The organism is Vibrio sp. 1F255, from assembly GCF_041439145.1.
In the GTDB taxonomy this organism is placed as follows: Bacteria; Pseudomonadota; Gammaproteobacteria; order Enterobacterales; family Vibrionaceae; genus Vibrio; species Vibrio crassostreae_C.
Genome location: NZ_JBGONQ010000002.1, coordinates 223956 through 241969, shown reverse-complemented (window position 1 = coordinate 241969; position 18014 = coordinate 223956). Strand labels below are relative to the sequence as shown.

15 protein-coding genes are annotated in these 18014 nt (G+C 44.6%); 2 read left to right on the top strand and 13 right to left on the bottom strand.

Annotation, left to right across the window (positions count from 1 at the left end; all coding sequences use genetic code 11):
- The first annotated feature begins 358 nt into the window (after positions 1-358).
- Complete coding sequence (locus ACED41_RS02595; protein ID WP_017059340.1) at positions 359-1504, top strand: Na/Pi symporter; 1146 nt, start codon at positions 359-361, stop codon at positions 1502-1504.
- A 259-nt stretch (positions 1505-1763) separates the two neighbouring features.
- Here ACED41_RS02595 and ACED41_RS02590 read toward each other — a convergent pair whose 3' ends face one another.
- Genes ACED41_RS02590 through rppH form a run of 5 tightly spaced genes read right to left on the bottom strand, consistent with a single transcriptional unit; the run spans position 1764 to position 7074 of the window.
- Entirely contained in the window at positions 1764-2615 is an 852-nt protein-coding gene (locus ACED41_RS02590) for a thymidylate synthase (protein WP_017059339.1), read from the bottom strand.
- A 9-nt stretch (positions 2616-2624) separates the two neighbouring features.
- Positions 2625-3446, bottom strand: coding sequence for a prolipoprotein diacylglyceryl transferase (lgt, locus tag ACED41_RS02585; protein WP_017059338.1), 822 nt, complete (start codon positions 3444-3446; stop codon positions 2625-2627).
- Between the two features lie 57 nt (positions 3447-3503).
- A complete protein-coding gene (locus ACED41_RS02580) occupies positions 3504-4295 on the bottom strand; it encodes a sulfite exporter TauE/SafE family protein (RefSeq protein WP_017059337.1) in 792 nt (263 codons plus the stop codon).
- Between the two features lie 8 nt (positions 4296-4303).
- Entirely contained in the window at positions 4304-6553 is a 2250-nt protein-coding gene (ptsP, locus tag ACED41_RS02575) for a phosphoenolpyruvate--protein phosphotransferase (protein ID WP_017059336.1), read from the bottom strand.
- Between the two features lie 2 nt (positions 6554-6555).
- A complete protein-coding gene (gene rppH, locus ACED41_RS02570; RefSeq protein WP_017059335.1) occupies positions 6556-7074 on the bottom strand; it encodes an RNA pyrophosphohydrolase in 519 nt (172 codons plus the stop codon).
- A 616-nt stretch (positions 7075-7690) separates the two neighbouring features.
- On the opposite strand from rppH, the gene mutH reads away from it, so the two are divergent.
- Positions 7691-8356 carry a DNA mismatch repair endonuclease MutH gene (gene mutH, locus ACED41_RS02565; RefSeq protein WP_371724418.1) on the top strand — a complete coding sequence of 222 codons (666 nt, stop codon included), beginning with the start codon at positions 7691-7693 and terminating at the stop codon, positions 8354-8356.
- Positions 8357-8410: 54 nt separating this feature from the next.
- Here the strand turns inward: mutH and ACED41_RS02560 are convergent, their stop codons facing one another.
- From ACED41_RS02560 to xerD, 8 genes are all read right to left on the bottom strand, one after another.
- Positions 8411-8722 (bottom strand): DUF6482 family protein, encoded by a 312-nt coding sequence (locus tag ACED41_RS02560; RefSeq protein WP_004735016.1) that lies wholly within the window; start codon positions 8720-8722, stop codon positions 8411-8413.
- Between the two features lie 214 nt (positions 8723-8936).
- Complete coding sequence (locus ACED41_RS02555; protein WP_371724417.1) at positions 8937-9188, bottom strand: DUF1127 domain-containing protein; 252 nt, start codon at positions 9186-9188, stop codon at positions 8937-8939.
- A 634-nt stretch (positions 9189-9822) separates the two neighbouring features.
- Positions 9823-11157, bottom strand: coding sequence for a cyclic-di-GMP-binding transcriptional regulator VpsR (vpsR, locus tag ACED41_RS02550; protein WP_017062873.1), 1335 nt, complete (start codon positions 11155-11157; stop codon positions 9823-9825).
- A gap of 271 nt (positions 11158-11428) precedes the next feature.
- On the bottom strand, positions 11429-12961 hold the full coding sequence (gene lysS / locus ACED41_RS02545; RefSeq protein ID WP_017059330.1) for a lysine--tRNA ligase: 1533 nt from the start codon (positions 12959-12961) through the stop codon (positions 11429-11431).
- Between the two features lie 98 nt (positions 12962-13059).
- A protein-coding gene (prfB, locus tag ACED41_RS02540) for a peptide chain release factor 2 (RefSeq protein WP_100208942.1) occupies positions 13060-14158 on the bottom strand; the annotation gives its coding sequence in 2 pieces (ribosomal slippage) (positions 13060-14082 and positions 14084-14158; 1098 coding nt in all).
- A 235-nt stretch (positions 14159-14393) separates the two neighbouring features.
- Positions 14394-16130 carry a single-stranded-DNA-specific exonuclease RecJ gene (gene recJ / locus ACED41_RS02535; protein WP_371724416.1) on the bottom strand — a complete coding sequence of 579 codons (1737 nt, stop codon included), beginning with the start codon at positions 16128-16130 and terminating at the stop codon, positions 14394-14396.
- Positions 16131-16210: 80 nt separating this feature from the next.
- On the bottom strand, positions 16211-16990 hold the full coding sequence (locus tag ACED41_RS02530; protein WP_017067617.1) for a thioredoxin fold domain-containing protein: 780 nt from the start codon (positions 16988-16990) through the stop codon (positions 16211-16213).
- A 26-nt stretch (positions 16991-17016) separates the two neighbouring features.
- Positions 17017-17931, bottom strand: coding sequence for a site-specific tyrosine recombinase XerD (gene xerD, locus ACED41_RS02525; RefSeq protein WP_017059327.1), 915 nt, complete (start codon positions 17929-17931; stop codon positions 17017-17019).
- Positions 17932-18014: the final 83 nt, after the last annotated feature.

Genomic DNA, 18014 nt, shown 5'->3' with positions numbered 1-18014 from the left:
TTTATATCAAATATGACACCGCCACTCAACAAACTCGAAAAAACCTAACCAAACATAGATTTACCACTTATTTTTTCGAAGTGTCTGATTTCATAATGTAATATTTCATCGATTATTTTCAATTTTTTTCTAACTTTTAAGATCTATATCACCTATAGAATTTCCATTAAAAAACAATTTAAAACAACAACTTAAAACAACCACATTAGCAATTGGAATATTTAAAGAGTAAATCATCACAAAAAAGTCGCACCTAAACCAAAATGTAATATTACTGAAATATTTCCCCTCTAACATCACGCTCAGATTAAACAAACAGACCAAACACAGACTTAAACGGTCCAATGGAGAAAACATTATGAACCAAGCTACTACTGCAGCAGCGCCTATCTCGAGCACTACTCGTTGGCTACGCTGGGCTAACTTGGCATTCATGCTTTACCTACTATTACTTTCAGTTTCAATGGTTGGTACAGGCTTCAAATGGGCAACAGGCGAGCAAGCAAAGGTTCTTTTCGAATTTGCTTCACACCCAGTTGCAGGCTTAATGATTGGTTTAGTAGCAACAGCGCTTATTCAATCATCAAGTACAGTTACTTCAATTATCGTTGGCCTTGTGGCAGGTGGTTTACCTGTTGAGCTAGCAATTCCTATGATCATGGGTGCTAACATTGGTACTACGGTAACCAATACGCTAGTTAGCCTTGGTCACGTTCGTTGTAAAGAAGAGTTCAAACGTGCATTCGCAAGTGCGACAATCCACGACTTCTTTAACCTATTAGCCGTTGCTATCTTCCTACCACTAGAGATGGCGTTTGGAATTCTAGAGAAAATTTCTCACTGGTTAGTATCACCGATGCTAGCAACAGGTGATATGAGCATGGGTGGTCTTAACTTCATCAAGCCAATCACTAAGCCTGTTGTAAGTGCGATTAAAGAACCACTATCAACGTTTGGCGACACTGTTGGCGGCATCATGCTTATCGCTCTAGGTATCGCAACTATCTTCGTAGCTATTACTGTAATGGGTAAGCTGATGAAGAGCCTAATGGTTGGTCGTGCTCGTGAGATTCTAAAGAACGCAATCGGTCGTGGTCCAATCCACGGTATCGCTTCTGGCTCTATCGTGACTATCCTTGTTCAGTCTTCTTCTACGACAACAAGCTTGATGGTTCCACTAGTAGGTTCAGGTGTTCTTAAAGTACGTGACGTTTACCCATTCACTCTGGGTGCAAACATCGGTACATGTATTACGGCTCTACTTGCAGCTACAGCAGTGTCTGGTGAGTTCGCAGTATTCGCACTACAAATTGCTCTAGTACACTTGGTGTTCAACATCATGTCAACGGTATTCATCTTCGGTATCCCGTTCCTACGTGAACTTCCAGTTAAAGCGGCAGACATGATTTCAGACATGGCTGTGAAGAACAAAGCTGTAGTGGCTGGTTACCTTGTTGCGGTATTCCTTGTACTGCCTGGTAGCGTGTTAGCTCTTACCGCTTAATAGCAAAATAAACATCGCTTATAGCAAAGCCCGCTACCTCCTAGGTTGCGGGCTTTTTCTTTTTAAGAGCAGATACGGGATTCGTGTAAGCGAGTATCGAAGAGAAAGAGCCAATGCGCGTTGAGAGTATACGAGTAACATAAAGCATCACACAGCATATGATTTCTCTGCTCTTCGAATCTCGATTACTCGTCACTGTAACTTAGATACAAAAAAGGCTGCACAGAGGCAGCCTTTCAATCAAACAAAGCGAGTGAGATTAAACCGAGAATGGGTACTTAATCGCTTCGTGGCATTCGTAACCTTCAACCCAGAAGTCATCCATCGTTACCCATGTTTCCAAATCTTCTAGAGACTTAATCTGAGGATTGATATGGAATGTTGGGCCAGCTAACGGCTCACGCTTTAACTGGATATCACGCATAGGTGCAAGTTGATCTTCGTAAATATGAGCATTTACTAGCTTATGGTAAGCCACGCCAGCTTTCTTACCCGTGATTTGCGCCATGATAGCTAGGAAGACATACACTTGAACCATGTTGAAGTTCAGGCCTAGGGGTACATCGCAAGAGCGCTGAGTGCTGTTTAGGTACAGAGTATCACCAAGTAGTGAGAAGTGATGGCTGTACATACACGGACGCAAACATCCCATGTGGAACTCACCTGGGTTGTAGAAGTTTAAGATCTCGCCGCGGTCATCAATACCGTTAGTTAGATCATCAACAATCTTCTTCAGTTGGTCGATATGACCGCCGTCAGGTTTTGCCCATGCACGTCCTTGAACGCCATAAACACGGCCCATGTCATCTTCACCCTTGCGGTAAGGGTTATTCAGCCATGCTTCATTCAGGTTAGAATTCGCATCCCAAGTTTTAGTCCCTAGCTTACGAAAATCTTCAGCATTGTCGTAACCACGGATATAGCCAAGCAGCTCAGCAACTGCGGCTTTCCAAAAACTCTTACGCGTTGTTACCAGTGGGAATTGGTTATTACCAACATCATATTCAAGGTCAGCATTGATCACGGTTAGGCAACGCTTGCCCGTGCGTTCATTTTCAATCCAAGTACCGTCATCAACGATACGCTGACAGAGATCTAAATACTGTTTCACACCAATTCCTTACTTCGTTTGTTGTGGTAATTCGTCTTTGTAGTGACCACGCTTGTATGCCCACACCATCATCAGCACACCGATGATAACCATTGGCAGTGACAAAATTTGTCCCATAGAGATAAATCCACCGAACAAACCTAGGTGAGCATCAGGTTCACGTACGTATTCTACTAAGAAGCGGAATGTACCATATCCAGCTAGGAATAACCCTGATACAGAACCAAGAGGACGCGGCTTTTTGATAAACCAGTTCAAGATGAAGAACAGCACGATACCTTCAAGCGCCATCTCGTAAAGTTGAGATGGGTGACGAGGAAGTGGACCACCGTTAGGGAACACAATCGCCCATGGCACATCAGTCACACGGCCCCAAAGCTCGCTGTTCATGAAGTTACCTAGACGGCCCATACCTAAACCAAATGGGACGAGTGGTGCAATCATGTCTGCCACGCCAAAGAAGGTGCGACCATTCTTTTTCGCATACCAGAACATTGCGGTGATAACACCCAGCAAGCCACCGTGGAAAGACATACCGCCAGTCCATACCTTAAATAGGTACAGTGGGTCTGCTAGGAAAAGGTCAAAGTTGTAGAAAAGTACGTAGCCAATACGACCACCCAACACCACACCTAGAAAGCCAGCAAACAGTAAGTCTGATACTTGCTCTCGAGTCCAACCACTACCCGGTTGATCAGCTCGGCGATTTGCTAACCAAAGAGCAAACATAAAACCGACAAGGTACATTAGGCCGTACCAACGAACTGAGATTGGTCCTAGTTCAATAAGAACAGGATCGATATTTGGGAATTCGATAAAACCCTGAGACATACTTGGCTCTCTATCTAAATTGATTAACGGTTAGCTCAATGACTAACAGAAAAGACACTACAGCAGCATTGTGGCTGCTATAAACATTAAAAATACCGCAAAGAATTTCTTCAGCACAGGGGTTGGCAATTGAGTGGCCAGTTTCGCACCCACTCGAGTGGTCAAAACTGAGGTACAAGATATCGCGATCAAAGCCGGTAGATAAACATAACCCAAGCTATACGCAGGAAGATCATCGACAGAAGATCCATGCCAAATGAAACCTAGCATTCCCGAAATCGCGATAACACAACCGCATACCGAAGATGAGCCGACGGCTTTACGCATTTCCACACCGTGATGGTTAAGGAAAGGTACCGATAAAGACCCACCGCCAATGCCCGCTAAGCTTGATACCAAACCAATCCCGCCGCCACACAACACGGTTTTAGCTGAACCCGGCATCGATTTTTGGCTCTTGGAGCGAATCGACAATAGCATTTGCAACGCCAACACCAAAACAATCACACCAAAGACTTTTGGTAAGTATTGAGCTGGAATTACATCGGCCACGAAAGAGCCGAGGAAGCCACCTATCACCACACCTGGCATCAACCATTTAACGACAAACATCTCTACGTTACCCAACTTTAGATGGTTAATCGCAGACGATCCCGACGTAACGATGATGGTTGATAGCGAAGTAGCCAATGCCATTTGCATCGCAAACTCTTGGGGGATCCCCGCTTTAGGAAGCAAAAACAGTAAGGCAGGAACAACCAGCAAACCACCACCAATGCCTAGCAAGCCTGCTAAAACACCAACAATAGCACCAAGGCCCGCTAACAAGCCTATCAGTTCATATGACACGTTAAATCCTATTTTTTACCTGCTCGAATGAAGCCTGTAAATTCACGCTCTTCGAAATAGTTCAGCATCATACTATAGATGTCACTACCATACGGTTTTGAAAGTGCCTTATTTGCCAAATCCTGTAATTCAGCCAAGTTCGATTGACGAATCAAATATTTGGTTCTTGCGACATTCGAGGTATTCATACTTAACGTCTCATACCCCAATCCAATCAATAGCAGCGCGCCCATCGGGTCACCGGCTAACTCGCCACAAATACAAACAGGTAATTGATATTGCTTACAAGTATCATGAATTTGTTTTAATGCCATGATCACCGCAGGGTGCATTGATTCATAGACATCGGATACTCGTGAATTGTTCCGATCAACCGCTAATAAATATTGGGTTAAGTCGTTGGTACCGACTGAAACAAAGTCGACCTTATGCGCAATCAGCGGCAGTATGTACAGCATGGATGGCACTTCAATCATGATACCAACGCGAGGCATACGCACTCGGTTATCAAGCTCATGCACTTCATCATACGCTTGTTCAATCAACTGTAGCGCGTCATCCAACTCCTGTGCACCAGAGATCATCGGCAGCAAAATACTCAAGTTATGGCTTTCACAGCTCGCACGTAGCATGGCACGTAACTGAATAATAAAGATGTCAGGATGATCGAGCGTAAACCGAATACCACGCCAACCAAGGAATGGATTGTCCTCTTCGATAGGAAAATACGGTAAGGCCTTATCACCACCGATATCGAGTGTACGCATCACCACTTGTTTCTCTGGGTAGCTTGCCAGTACAGAACGATACTGCTTGAATTGTTCATCCTCTGACGGGAATCTTTGCTGCAACAAGAAAGAAATTTCAGTTCGATACAGCCCTACGCCATCAACGCCTTGGTTGATAGCGATGTTAGTGTCTGCACTTAAACCCGCATTAAGCAGAATCTCGACTTGCTTGTTGTCTTGCGTTTTTGCCGGTAGGTACAGCTCGCGATTGACCATAGAGGAGAGCTCACTCTCTTCTAGAATCAGCCCTCGATACTCTTTGAGCAGGCTTTTAGTCGGCTCAATAAAGATCTCACCGCTATACCCATCAACAATCGCTCGCTTGCCATTAGCTTGAGCTAGGTTGAGGTTTACCCCCATGACGGAAGGTATGCCAAGCGCTCGAGATAAAATCGCTGCGTGCGAGTTCGCCGCCCCTTCCAAGGAAATCACCGCTAAGAGCTTTTCTTTGGGAATAGACGCTAATACCGAAGCGGTTAACTCACGAACCACTAGGATAATCGGCTTATCTAACGTGCGAAGTTCATGTTCAGAGTTGTGGAGGAAATAGAGCAGCCTTTGTCCGAGCTCTCGGATGTCTTGTGCTCTCTCACGAAGATACACGTCCGACATACGAGCAAAGCGATTAGAATAACTCTCTACAACCTGTCTTAGTGCCCAATCGGCTTTATCGCCTTTCTGGATTTGGCTTTTTAGATCCTTACGCAGCATAGGATCGTTGAGTAAGTGAGTAAACAGGTCAAAGATCGCCAACGCATCTTTATTGATTTCGCTATCTAAGCGCTTTCGCATGCGCTTAAAGTCATTGAGGGCGTTTTCAACCGCTACCGCCAACAACTCATGCTCTCTCTCTATATTGAGCGTCGAAGCAGGATAAACATCGGTGAGTTCAGGCTGAGTGTTGTCCCACCATAAGTCACCAATCGCCACGCCCGATGAAGCTGCAATACCTTTAGTAGCCGGTAGCTTCTGTTGCTCTAACAGCCAATGGCCTTGAGTTTGGGCGTGCGCCACAATAACGGCAAGTTGTGCAGAGAGCGTGACAAGGAAGGATTCTTCCATCTCACTAAATAAACGTGGGGTCTTCTGTTGAATGACCAATACACCGAGCACTTGCTTGCGGTGGATAATCGGAGTACCGAGAAAAGAGTGATAGACGTTTTCTCCAAGCTCTGGAAAAAACTTATAAGCAGGGTGAGCAGACGCTTGTGCAAGGTTGATAGGTTCAGCACTTCTTTTAACAAGGCCAACCAGACCTTCGTCAAAACCAATGTGAATGCTATTGCCTTTGAAGATCAGGCCTTGAGTTGCCATCAACTCAAGGCGCTGCATATCATTATTTGCCAAATACACGGTGCAACATTCCGTCTGCATCGCACTGCATGTCTCTTTAACCAAAATATCAAGAGCCGTCGACACATCTTCAACTCTTGATACGTGTTCAACTATTTCCCTTAGTTGACTGAGCATGCTTAACCTCTACGCAATTTGCGCTTTCCTTTTATTTTTCGCTCTTTAAACGGCATTGCTAAAGATGCGAACTCTTTCATCGCTCGACGGTAAACATCTCGCTTGAAAGAAACAACTTGTCGAACTGGGTACCAGTAACTCACCCAACGCCAACCATCAAACTCAGGTGTACTTCCACGCTGCATATTGATATGCGATTCATCGCAATCTAAGCGCAAAAGGAACCACTTCTGTTTTTGTCCAATACAGACAGGTTTAGAATCCCACCGAACCAGTCGTTTGGGTAGCTTGTAGCGTAACCAATGACGACTTGTCGCGACGATCTTTACATCCTTTTTAGTAAGGCCAACCTCTTCATACAACTCGCGGTACATTGCCTGTTCCGGAGTCTCACCTTCATCTATTCCCCCTTGAGGGAATTGCCATGAATGTTGCCCGTATCGTTTAGCCCAGAAGACCTGACCATGGTTGTTACAGATTACAATACCAACATTTAATCGGTAACCATCGCCATCTATCACTGGCCAACCTCTATCTAAATTTTTAATTACTCTGATTTTTCCACATATCCCCAATCGGAGCAAACTTAGTGACGTGATAAGCGCTATATTTATGAATAATAACTAGGAATATGGATAAGTTTTGCTCAAATTCTAGTTACCCACACAATAGTGAGACATAGACCACATTTATTCACCTTTTCTGTGAATAACTATGTGAAGAATTACCCGCAATCGTTTTTTTTAATCCATAGATTCATCAACACCAAAAACAACAAATCAGTCAAAATAATTTTATTATTATATAAATCAGTAAATTAAAATAACATTCTAGTTTTAAAAAACATTAGAAATGTAAAAGATCTTTCAGAAACCTGACATGGTTAAAGATCAACCACTCCGATGTTTATCCACACTACTAAGTGAAAGATTCATTTTGAACCCCATTTGGCAAGCATTTTATCCACCATAAACCCCTGTTTATTTATCCACTAAATTAATATTTCAATTAATTACCTTTATGTCCTGTGGGTAACCCTGAATTTGATCCCTTCTCTCGCAAGGAGATCATTTCTTAACCAGTCGTCATTTGGTGATAACTTCTGATAAAATCATTTTTTTGATCATGCCTTTTATTATGAAACCAGAACCACAAACACAACAAGAGCTGTTAGAGCGCGCGTATGCCATCGCCGGGATGACCTTCAAAGAGCTCTCCGATGAAGCCGAGATGGTGATGCCAAGCGACCTTAAGCGTGATAAAGGTTGGGTTGGGCAGCTGTTAGAATGGCATTTAGGTGCACCCGCTGGCAGTAAGCCAGAACAGGATTTTGCAAAGCTGGGCATCGAACTTAAAAGCATTCCGATTGGTTATTCTGGAAAGCCACTCGAAACAACGTTTGTTTGTGTTGCGCCACTGATGGGCGTACAAGGCATAACATGGGAAACTAGCCACGTTAGAAATAAACTGTCTAAAGTGCTGTGGATCCCAGTTGAAGGAGAAAGAGAAATCCCGTTGGCAGAAAGGCATGTTGGTTCACCTTTATTATGGACGCCAAGCCAAGAAGAAGATGAACTTCTAAAAAGAGATTGGGAAGAGCTGATGGAGTTGATTGTTTTAGGCAATGTTGAACAGATAACAGCAAGGCACGGTGAAGCACTCCATTTACGCCCTAAGGCCGCAAACAGTCGTGTGTTAACGGAAGCTTACGGTGCAAGCGGTAAACCCATAAAAACCAAACCTCGTGGTTTTTACTTAAGAACCCAGTTCACCCATAAACTGCTGACTGCACACTATGCATAACTGTCGAGAACGAAAAGTCGAACATACTGATTATAAGTACGCTGTAAATTCCCTCTAATGAGGTTTAAGCGCTAATTCAATATCGCAGTAACTCTGGCTAGGTTCATTACCAAACTCATCATACGCGTTGTGCAAGCGAAGGTAAGCCTTTTCAAAGCCGAGCCGGAGTAACTCTTCTTTCACTTGATCCAAGGATCCAAAGTGAAGCGGCTCACCGTCTTGCTTTACCGGTTCTAGCTTGTGTTTATATTCCACTGCTAATAGATATTCCGAGATATCGGAACAGCCAATAACGTATACCTTTGGTGTTTGATACGAGTCTTTGTGCTCTCCATGTAACCACATGTCTAATTGATGCTTTTGCATAGCCAGCCTCCCTTGCTCTATAAAGCGTAGTAGAACTCTTTTTCTTTACTAGATAACGACTTAAAAAAGCACACATAACGGCTTAAAAAAGCAAAAAAGAGAAGCAAGTGCTTCTCTTTTTTGGCCAGTTCTAGTTCAAAAGCTTGCACTTCCGACGCCACAACTATCGCTGATATTTATCTTAAGGGGTGAAAGGCGCTATCACCCCACAAGATTACGTCGGTATTCGCGCGCTTAAGACTCGACGAAGGTGACGAACTCGACGTTCAATCGTAACGACTTCAGGTTCAGAAAAACCAATTGGTCGACCATCGGCTTCAAGGCCAATATCTCTCAATAAATGAGTATTGTTCCATGGTAGATCGTATGAACTACGACGAACTTTTCGTTGCCATTCACGTACTTCACGACGAAGGTCTGCACGGATAAGGACTGTTGCTAGTTTTAAGTATACTGAGTGACGCATAATAACTCTCCAGTTGTAAAATAAACTGAGGAAAAATAGCGTGTTAAATAGTATGAGGGCTTCTCACTTAGCTGCTATTTTTCCGCAGCCAAATAAGGGTACGGATCTATTAGTTAGGTTTATCTTGGGTGTTTCGATCGGCCATGGCTGATGTTTGTGACATAACAGTCACCATGTCAGTACACGGATCAAACGACGCGCAAATATGCTGTATAAAATCGAAATGTTTCATTTGCGCCTCCAAACTAACTAAAAAATCCAAAAAGAAATGAGATAATAAAAGCAAATAAGTCTTTGTTAAACCATTGCTTTCACGGTTAAAGTCTAACCAAGTGAGTATATTATTCAACCGATAATTGATTAACAATTTCAAAACAAATGATTCACCCAAAATATTAGTTGCATATTACTTTATATATAACATATTCACTATGATTATATAAAATCACAGAACATCTCTCTTAAAGACCGAGCCTCTAATAGCTCAATCTATCAACCTGTAAATCTGTCAATCTGTCAATCTGTCAGCAGTCAACGATCAACGAGAAGTTGTAGCAATGGATATAAAAAAACCACGCATCATGCGTGGCTCTTAGATTGACACTAACGGGATAGAATCAATGAATAGAGAGCTCTAAACAACACCTTCAGAAATCAGGCTATGTTTGTTCAGCAATCGGTACATGGTTGCACGCGAAACTCCAAGCTCCTTAGCGGCCAACGATACTTGACCACCATAAGATTCCAGAACAATCAGCAACGCATCTCGCTCTGAACGCTCACGGATACTTTTGAGACTGCGGCGCTCATCATTCTGTTTTGGTAAATCCAGTTGGTGATCCTCAATGATCACAGCATCAGACATCAACACAACACGCTTAATCTGATTCATCAGCTCACGCACATTTCCAGGCCAATGGTATCGATTCATCGAACGGATAGCATCGTCTGAGAAGCTCTTCGCTTGAGCATTAAACTCTTTCGAGTACTCACGCAGAAAATGATTCGCCAGTACTGAAATATCGCTCACACGTTCTTTTAAGCTTGGAACATGAATACGCAGAACATTGATATAGTGATAAAGCTCTTCATTGAAGTCGCCCTCGATCAACGCCTTCTCGATATCAGAGGAGTTCGCGGCCAGAATACGCACATCGACAGATTTAGGTCCATTCGCAGTTTCAATCTTACCTTCTTGTAGAAAGCGCAACAGGTTCAGTTGTTGATTGCGTGGCATCGCTAAAACATCATTAAGCAAGATGGTTCCGCCATCGGCTTCTTCCAACATACAAGGCGCAGTCGCTGACTGTGCTGATATGCCAAACACCTCGGCCTCTATTCTCATTTCAGACAAGGCACGACAGTTAACCGTTAAAAATGGTTTCTGTGCTCGCGACGAATTTTGATGAATCGAGCGTGCAATCGTCTCTTTACCAGCCCCACTCTCGCCATAAATCAAGATACTGACATCAGTCGGCCCAATACGCTTTACTTGGTCTCTCAAGCGCTTCACGGCCACAGAATCGCCTAGCAGTCCCATGTTGTTATTGATGCCGTAGTTTGGCCATACCTTCTGCTCAAGCTTAAGCATACCCAGTTGGTGACCAATGGTACTCAGCAATTGAGCATCTGGGATTGGTGCCGTGAAAAAGTCGATACAGAAGTTGACGATAAACTGGCAGATCGTATCAGAGCTTAATTGAGATTCACGGATAAAGGCGAGCCATCTCACCTGCTTGTTATTGCTCACAAGGTTAGCAATACCGTTGAGACTGAACTCATCATGACTAAGATCGACAATACCAATACATGGGCCAATATCAGCAATCAAGGCATCGGCTTTTCGTAAATCTGCACACTGGGTACACTGCCAACCCACTTGTTCTAACACTGATAACCAGGGTTCGTACGCACCACCAACGACGATAAGAGAACCTGGTAAGGAATCCATCTTAAATTGAGTTCCCATCCTTCTTCCTTATTCTATTTTTATTTAAATCAGACTAATACGAGTCACTGCTTCATCGTTCGACAAAATGCCGCGAGAGCGTATTCAGCGCAGAGACGTATAGTAGTGAGACTATCTTAGATTTTATGTCTCAATAGTAAGACTATGTCAGAAATAACGATTTTTCGAATCAAGAGTGCGGTACAGACTAGGTTTTGAAGCCCCAAAACAGAAAAAGCCACCCGAAGGTGGCTTTTTAATTACATATGCTGTTACGCCCTATAAACGAGAATTACGCCTGTGGACGCATTGCCGGGAACAAGATCACGTCACGGATTGTGTGCGTGTTTGTAAATAGCATTGCTAGACGGTCGATACCGATACCTTGACCCGCTGTTGGCGGTAGGCCGTGCTCTAGTGCAGTAATGTAGTCTGCATCGTAGTACATCGCTTCGTCATCACCCGCGTCTTTCGCGTTAACTTGCGCTTTGAAACGCTCGTCTTGGTCTTGTGCATCGTTAAGCTCAGAGAAACCATTCGCAACTTCACGGCCACCGATGAAGAACTCAAAACGGTCTGTGAAGAACGGGTTGTCATCGCTACGACGAGCTAGAGGAGAGATGTCCGCTGGGTAGCCAGTGATGAACGTTGGTTGAATTAGCTGAGGCTCAGCCGTTTCACCAAAGATCTCTTCTAGAAGCTGACCACATGTCCAGAACGTTTCTACGTCTACGTGTACAGATTTTGCGATAGCAACCATCTTTTCACGGTCTTGTAGGTCTGCTTCTGTTAGCGCTTGAATCTCAGCGTGCTCAGGGTTGTAGTGTTTGATTGCATCGAACATGCTCATGCGAGCGTAAGTGCCACCGAACTCAACCGTTTCGTCACCGTAAGGCATAGAAGTAGAACCAAGAACGTCCATTGCTGCCGTGCTTAGCATCTCTTCTGTCAGATCCATAAGGTCTTTGTAGTCAGAGTACGCTTGGTAGAATTCCATCATTGTGAATTCTGGGTTGTGACGTGGAGATAGACCTTCGTTACGGAAGTTACGGTTGATCTCGAATACACGGTCAAAACCACCCACCACTAGACGCTTAAGGTAAAGCTCTGGTGCAACACGTAGGTACATGTCGATGTCTAGTGCATTGTGATGAGTGATGAACGGACGTGCAGTTGCGCCACCCGGGATCACGTGCATCATTGGCGTTTCAACTTCTAGGTAGCCTTTCGCGCTCATGAAGTTACGGATTGAAGATACAAGCTTAGAACGCACGATGAATGCATTACGAGAATCTTCGTTCACGATTAGGTCAACGTAACGCTGACGGTAACGCATCTCTTGGTCAGTTAGACCGTGGAACTTCTCTGGTAGAGGACGAAGTGCTTTAGTCAGCAATTCAAACTCTTCCATGTTCACGTAAAGGTCGCCTTTACCTGATTTGTGAAGCGCACCTTTAACACCGATGATGTCACCGATATCTAGGCCTTGGTACTTCTCTTTCAGTACTTTTTGAACGTCTTTCGCTGCGTATGCTTGGATACGACCAGAAGTTTCTTGAATCGCAAGGAATGGACCACGCTTCGCCATAACACGACCAGCGATCGCAACGATGTGGTTAAGCTCTTCTAGCTCTTCCTTAGTCTTCTCACCGAATTCCGCTTGAAGATCGCCAGCTAGGTGCTCACGACGGAAGTCATTTGGGTGACCGTTAGCTTTGCAGTTTTGGCGGATGTGATCCAGCTTGCTGCGGCGCTCAGCGATTAGTTTGTTCTCTTCAGGTGAAGAAGCTTCTTGTGCGTTTTCGTTTTGAACAGCATCAGTCATTAGAGATGTACCCTGCTTTTAAAATTTGGACCGCTATATTTTTGCAAATATAGGCATTTTTACCAATATTATTGGTAAAGCTTAATAGTTGATAAAGCTTACAGACCTGATTTCAGGCTAGCTTCAATAAACTTGTCTAAGTCACCGTCAAGAACCGCTTGAGTATTACGGTTTTCGATGCCGGTGCGTAAATCTTTGATACGAGAATCATCCAGCACGTAAGAGCGGATTTGACTGCCCCAACCGATGTCTGATTTCGTCTCTTCGCTCGCTTGTTTTTCAGCATTTTGTTTTTGAATCTCAAGTTCAAAAAGCTTAGCACGTAGCTGCTTCATCGCTTGATCTTTGTTCTTATGCTGCGAACGGTCATTCTGACACTGAACCACAGTGTTAGTCGGAACGTGAGTAATACGTACCGCTGATTCCGTGGTGTTTACGTGCTGACCACCAGCGCCAGAGGCACGGTATACGTCAATACGTAGGTCAGAAGGATTAATGTCGATCGTAATGTTGTCATCAATCTCAGGATAGATAAACGCAGATGCAAATGAAGTATGACGACGACCACTTGAATCAAATGGTGACTTACGAACTAGACGGTGAACACCAGTCTCTGTGCGTAACCAACCGTAAGCATACTCACCAGAAATACGTACCGTTGCGCCTTTAAGGCCAGCAACATCACCATCCGACACTTCGATAACTTCAGTCTTGAAGCCTTTCGAATCTGCCCAACGTAAGTACATGCGCAACATCATTGAAGTCCAGTCTTGAGCTTCTGTACCGCCCGAACCTGACTGTAAATCGATGTAGCAATCTGATGCATCGTGATCACCAGAGAACATACGACGGAATTCCAGCTTCTCTAGCTTAGCTTCAAGCTCGGCCAGTTCTGGTTCAATTTCATCGAACGTTTCTTGATCTTCTTCTTCAACCGCAAGCTCTAATAGGCCATCAACATCCTCAACACCTTGGTCAAGTTGGTCGATCGTTTCTACTACCGCTTCCAATGCAGAACGTTCTTTACCTAGCGCTTGAGCACGCTCAGGTTCGTTCCATACATCCGGTTGTTCTAATTCTGCGTTTACTTCTTCTAGACGCTCTTTCTTAGCGTCATAGTCAAAGATACCCCCTCAGGATATTTGTGCGCTCAGACACATCCTGCAGACGGTTTTTTATAGGATTGATTTCAAACATTTTAGCTCATCATTTATGAGTAGAATTTAACCGAAGAATTGTACTCAAAAGTGTGACGGAGATACAGAATTTTTTAGAGTGGTGAACCAAGATTCAACAACTTAATGGGATATAAAATTGACAGGCATAAAAAACACGTAAATTTTGTAAGGGCAGGAAGGAAAACAAGCCCTGTTTTTGAACAGAGCTTGTTGAATTTGGCACTATATGATGAGCATTATTGAGCCCAAAATCACTATTTGGCTTCGATATGATCAATCATCAGCTGCAACGATTGGTTGCCGCGAAATTCGTTGATATCGAGCTTAAATGCAAGATGAACGGTTTTTACTGATGCATCAGGCCAGCGACGTAGGTCGACGTTAAAGGCAATACCGTCAATCATCACATTGGTTGGGTGGCCTTTGTAGAGCGGCTCAAGCATCAGCTTAAGGTGCTTTTCACCCACCAGCTTTTGGTGCAGCACTTTAAACTCACCATCGAAGATTGGCTCAGGGAAAGCTTGTCCCCACGGGCCACCTGAACGCAGCGTTTCAGCGGTGTGCATCGAGAACTCTTCTGGTAACAGCTCACCATCAGACAAGATAATGCCCTTCAGTGCTGTTTCTCCAAGTTCATTCTTCACCACATCATTGAACAGCTTGCTGAAGCGTTCAAAGTCCTTTTCCATGATGGTTAAACCAGCCGCCATTGCGTGGCCACCAAATTTAAGAATCAAGCCAGGGTTTTGAGTATCAATTCGGTCCAATGCATCACGCATGTGCAGACCCGGAATTGAACGACATGAACCTTTGATACTGCCTTCGCCGCCATCTGCAAACGCAATCACTGGGCGGTGGTATTTGTCTTTGATACGCGAAGCCAAAATACCAATCACACCTTGGTGCCAATCACGTTGGAATAGTGCCAAGCCAGAAGGTAGGTCGTCTTTACCAAATTCAAGGCGCTCACAAAAAGCCATCGCTTCTTGCTTCATACCCTCTTCGATCTCTTTACGTGTTTGGTTCAAGCCATCTAACTCACTCGCCATTCGACGAGCCGCATGGATGTTGTTACTCATTAGCAGCTCAACACCAAAAGACATGTCGTCTAATCGACCAGCTGCATTGATACGAGGACCAAGAGCAAAGCCAAAGTCAGACGCCACCAAACGCTTAGCGTCTCGCTTAGCAATTTCGATCAAGGCTTGAATGCCCGGACGAGCTTTACCCGCACGAATACGTTGCAAACCTTGATGAACTAAAATTCGGTTGTTTTCATCGAGTGGAACCACGTCGGCAACCGTACCCAGCGCCACAAGGTCAATCAGTTCCATCAACTTAGGTTCTGTCATGCCGCGCTCTGCAAACCAACCCAATTTACGCATGTGAACACACAATGCCATCATCAGGTAAAAAGCGACACCAACCCCCGCTAGGGCTTTCGAAGGAAAAGCACAACTTTCAAGGTTTGGGTTAACCATAGCATCGACCATTGGCAGTTCATTGCCCGGCAAGTGATGATCGGTAACCAGAACCTCTAGCCCTTTCTCTTTAGCAAAGCGAACACCTTCAATTGAAGATACACCGTTGTCGACCGTCATGATCACTTCAGCACCAAGCTCGATTGCCTGTTCAACAACCTCAGGGCTCAAGCCATAACCATCTTCAAAACGGTTTGGTACCAGATAGTCGACGTTAGAGCTGCCGAGCATACGTAACGCTAAAACAGACAGCGCCGAGCTGGTCGCGCCATCGGCATCAAAGTCACCAACAATGATGATGCGTTTTTGCTGCTGAATAGCTTTGAACAACAGCTCAACCGCAGCATCAATGCCGCCCAGTTTTTGATAAGAGTGCAAGCCTTTCGCTGCTGTCTCTAGTTGGTCGGCACTGTCGATTCCACGACTCACATAAATGCGCTTTAACAAGTCAGGTAAGTGAGCAGGTAAGACTGAAATGTCGACCTCAGGACGGCTTTGGATCTCTATCATATAAAAATGGGCCCGATATCAATCAGGCCACTCCTTAAATCAAAAACATGGGGGATAAATTGGCAATACAGAAAACGAGATTATTGCTCTAAACGTTGAAGAAGTTGTGCTGGCGGTAAGTAACCACTCACCAACTCACCACTTGCTAGCACGATAGCCGGTGTGCCATTGATGCCAAGCTCACGACCTAATTGGTACTGTTTAGAAATGATCTGCTTTTGCTCTGCTAGGTCTTTACCAGACGCTGGCATTTGACGGTTTACTTTAGCGTCATGCATCGCTGTTTTTGGATCATCTGACGCCCAGATTGCTGCCATTTGATCGGCAACTTGCCCTGTCGCACCTTGGCGTGGGTAAGCCATGTAACGAACGGTGATACCCAAATCGTTGTAGCCTTGCATTTGGCTGTGCAGACGAACACAGTAGCCGCACGTAATGTCAGTAAATACCGTCACAACATACTTTTCGTTATCGGCTTTGTATTCAATAACCGTATCCGACATCGCTGCCACTTTTTCAGCATTCAGCGGAGCTTGACGCTCAGCCAAAACATCACTGAACTTTCCGTTTTCATCCAAAGAGTAAAGTGTACCGGCTAGAAAGTGATCGCCCTCTGGAGAAGAAAAGATAATGCCGCTGTTGGTTTGAACTTCTAAAAGACCATCGATATCCGAAGGCACAATCTTATCGACCTTAATACCGATTTTTTCAAAACGCTTAGTTAACGCAGCTGTATCAATAGCTTGAGCTGGAGCAGCTTCTACGGCTGTTGATGTTGTTTCTACTTTCGCTTCTGATGCATTACATGCAGTAATCATAAGAGGAAGCGCTAGTAGAGGAAGACGGCGTAATACGCTCATTAAGTTCACCTTAAAAATAAATGGATTTAAGCACGTGGGTGATGCTGCGCGTGAATTTGCTTCAGCCTTTCAGTCGCCACGTGAGTATAAATTTGGGTTGTCGATAAGTCACTATGCCCAAGTAACATCTGTACGACCCTGAGATCTGCGCCATAGTTCAGTAAATGCGTCGCAAAAGCGTGTCTCAATACGTGTGGTGACAACAGCTCTGTATCGATCCCAGCGACGACCGAGTAGTGCTTAATACGATACCAGAACGTCTGACGGGTCATTTGCTTGGCGCGTTTACTCGGAAAAACCACATCAGAACTGTTTTCGCCAAGTAGATGTGGACGACCTTGTTCAATAAAAGTCTCTATCCAATCCACCGCATTTTCGCCCATTGGTACTAAGCGCTCTTTGCCACCCTTACCAATAACACGCACCACGCCCTGTCTTAGGCTGATGTTTTCCATCGTCAAGCTAACCAGTTCTGTCACACGCAAACCGGTTGCATAGAGTAACTCAAGCATCGCCTTATCGCGAAGCTCAATCGGATCGTTCGGATCTGGCGCATCGAGCAAAGCATCAACCTGCTCTTCGCTCAAATCTTTCGGCAAGCGTTGCGGCAGCTTCGGGCTGATCAACAAGGCACTTGGATCATCGCCTCTGATTTTCTCGCGGTGCAAATATTGGAACAAGCGACGAATCGCCGACAACATACGGGCACGAGAGGTCTGCTTAAAATCGGCGTCGGCTAACCAGCCTTGATAATCCTGTAAACCTGAAAGGCTAATGAAGTCGAGGCGGTAATTGTTCTTTTCCATCCACGCTAATAACTTGGACAAATCGGTACGGTACGAGACAAGCGTATTCTCCGATAATCCTCGCTCCATCCACATAGCATCTAAAAACTGCTCAACGAGACCGTGGTCTGCGCTCTGCCCTTGAGGCGACTGCATAGTGTTACTCACAATATTGGAAACTGTTTTGAGAGTATGCCAGAGCAAATATGAATGCCATAAAAATTACGACTTGAGCGGAT

Bases quoted from the DNA above. Each gene is read 5' to 3' on its own strand.
- vpsR (WP_017062873.1), bottom strand. From the start codon at position 11,157: ATGGGAACTCAATTTAAGATGGATTCCTTACCAGGTTCTCTTATCGTC.
- ACED41_RS02595 (WP_017059340.1), top strand. From the start codon at position 359: ATGAACCAAGCTACTACTGCAGCAGCGCCTATCTCGAGCACTACTCGT.
- lysS (WP_017059330.1), bottom strand. From the start codon at position 12,961: ATGACTGATGCTGTTCAAAACGAAAACGCACAAGAAGCTTCTTCACCT.
- ACED41_RS02555 (WP_371724417.1), bottom strand. From the start codon at position 9,188: ATGCGTCACTCAGTATACTTAAAACTAGCAACAGTCCTTATCCGTGCA.
- ACED41_RS02560 (WP_004735016.1), bottom strand. From the start codon at position 8,722: ATGCAAAAGCATCAATTAGACATGTGGTTACATGGAGAGCACAAAGAC.
- lgt (WP_017059338.1), bottom strand. From the start codon at position 3,446: ATGTCTCAGGGTTTTATCGAATTCCCAAATATCGATCCTGTTCTTATT.
- ACED41_RS02530 (WP_017067617.1), bottom strand. From the start codon at position 16,990: ATGAGCGTATTACGCCGTCTTCCTCTACTAGCGCTTCCTCTTATGATT.
- recJ (WP_371724416.1), bottom strand. From the start codon at position 16,130: ATGATAGAGATCCAAAGCCGTCCTGAGGTCGACATTTCAGTCTTACCT.
- ptsP (WP_017059336.1), bottom strand. From the start codon at position 6,553: ATGCTCAGTCAACTAAGGGAAATAGTTGAACACGTATCAAGAGTTGAA.
- mutH (WP_371724418.1), top strand. From the start codon at position 7,691: ATGAAACCAGAACCACAAACACAACAAGAGCTGTTAGAGCGCGCGTAT.
- xerD (WP_017059327.1), bottom strand. From the start codon at position 17,931: ATGCAGTCGCCTCAAGGGCAGAGCGCAGACCACGGTCTCGTTGAGCAG.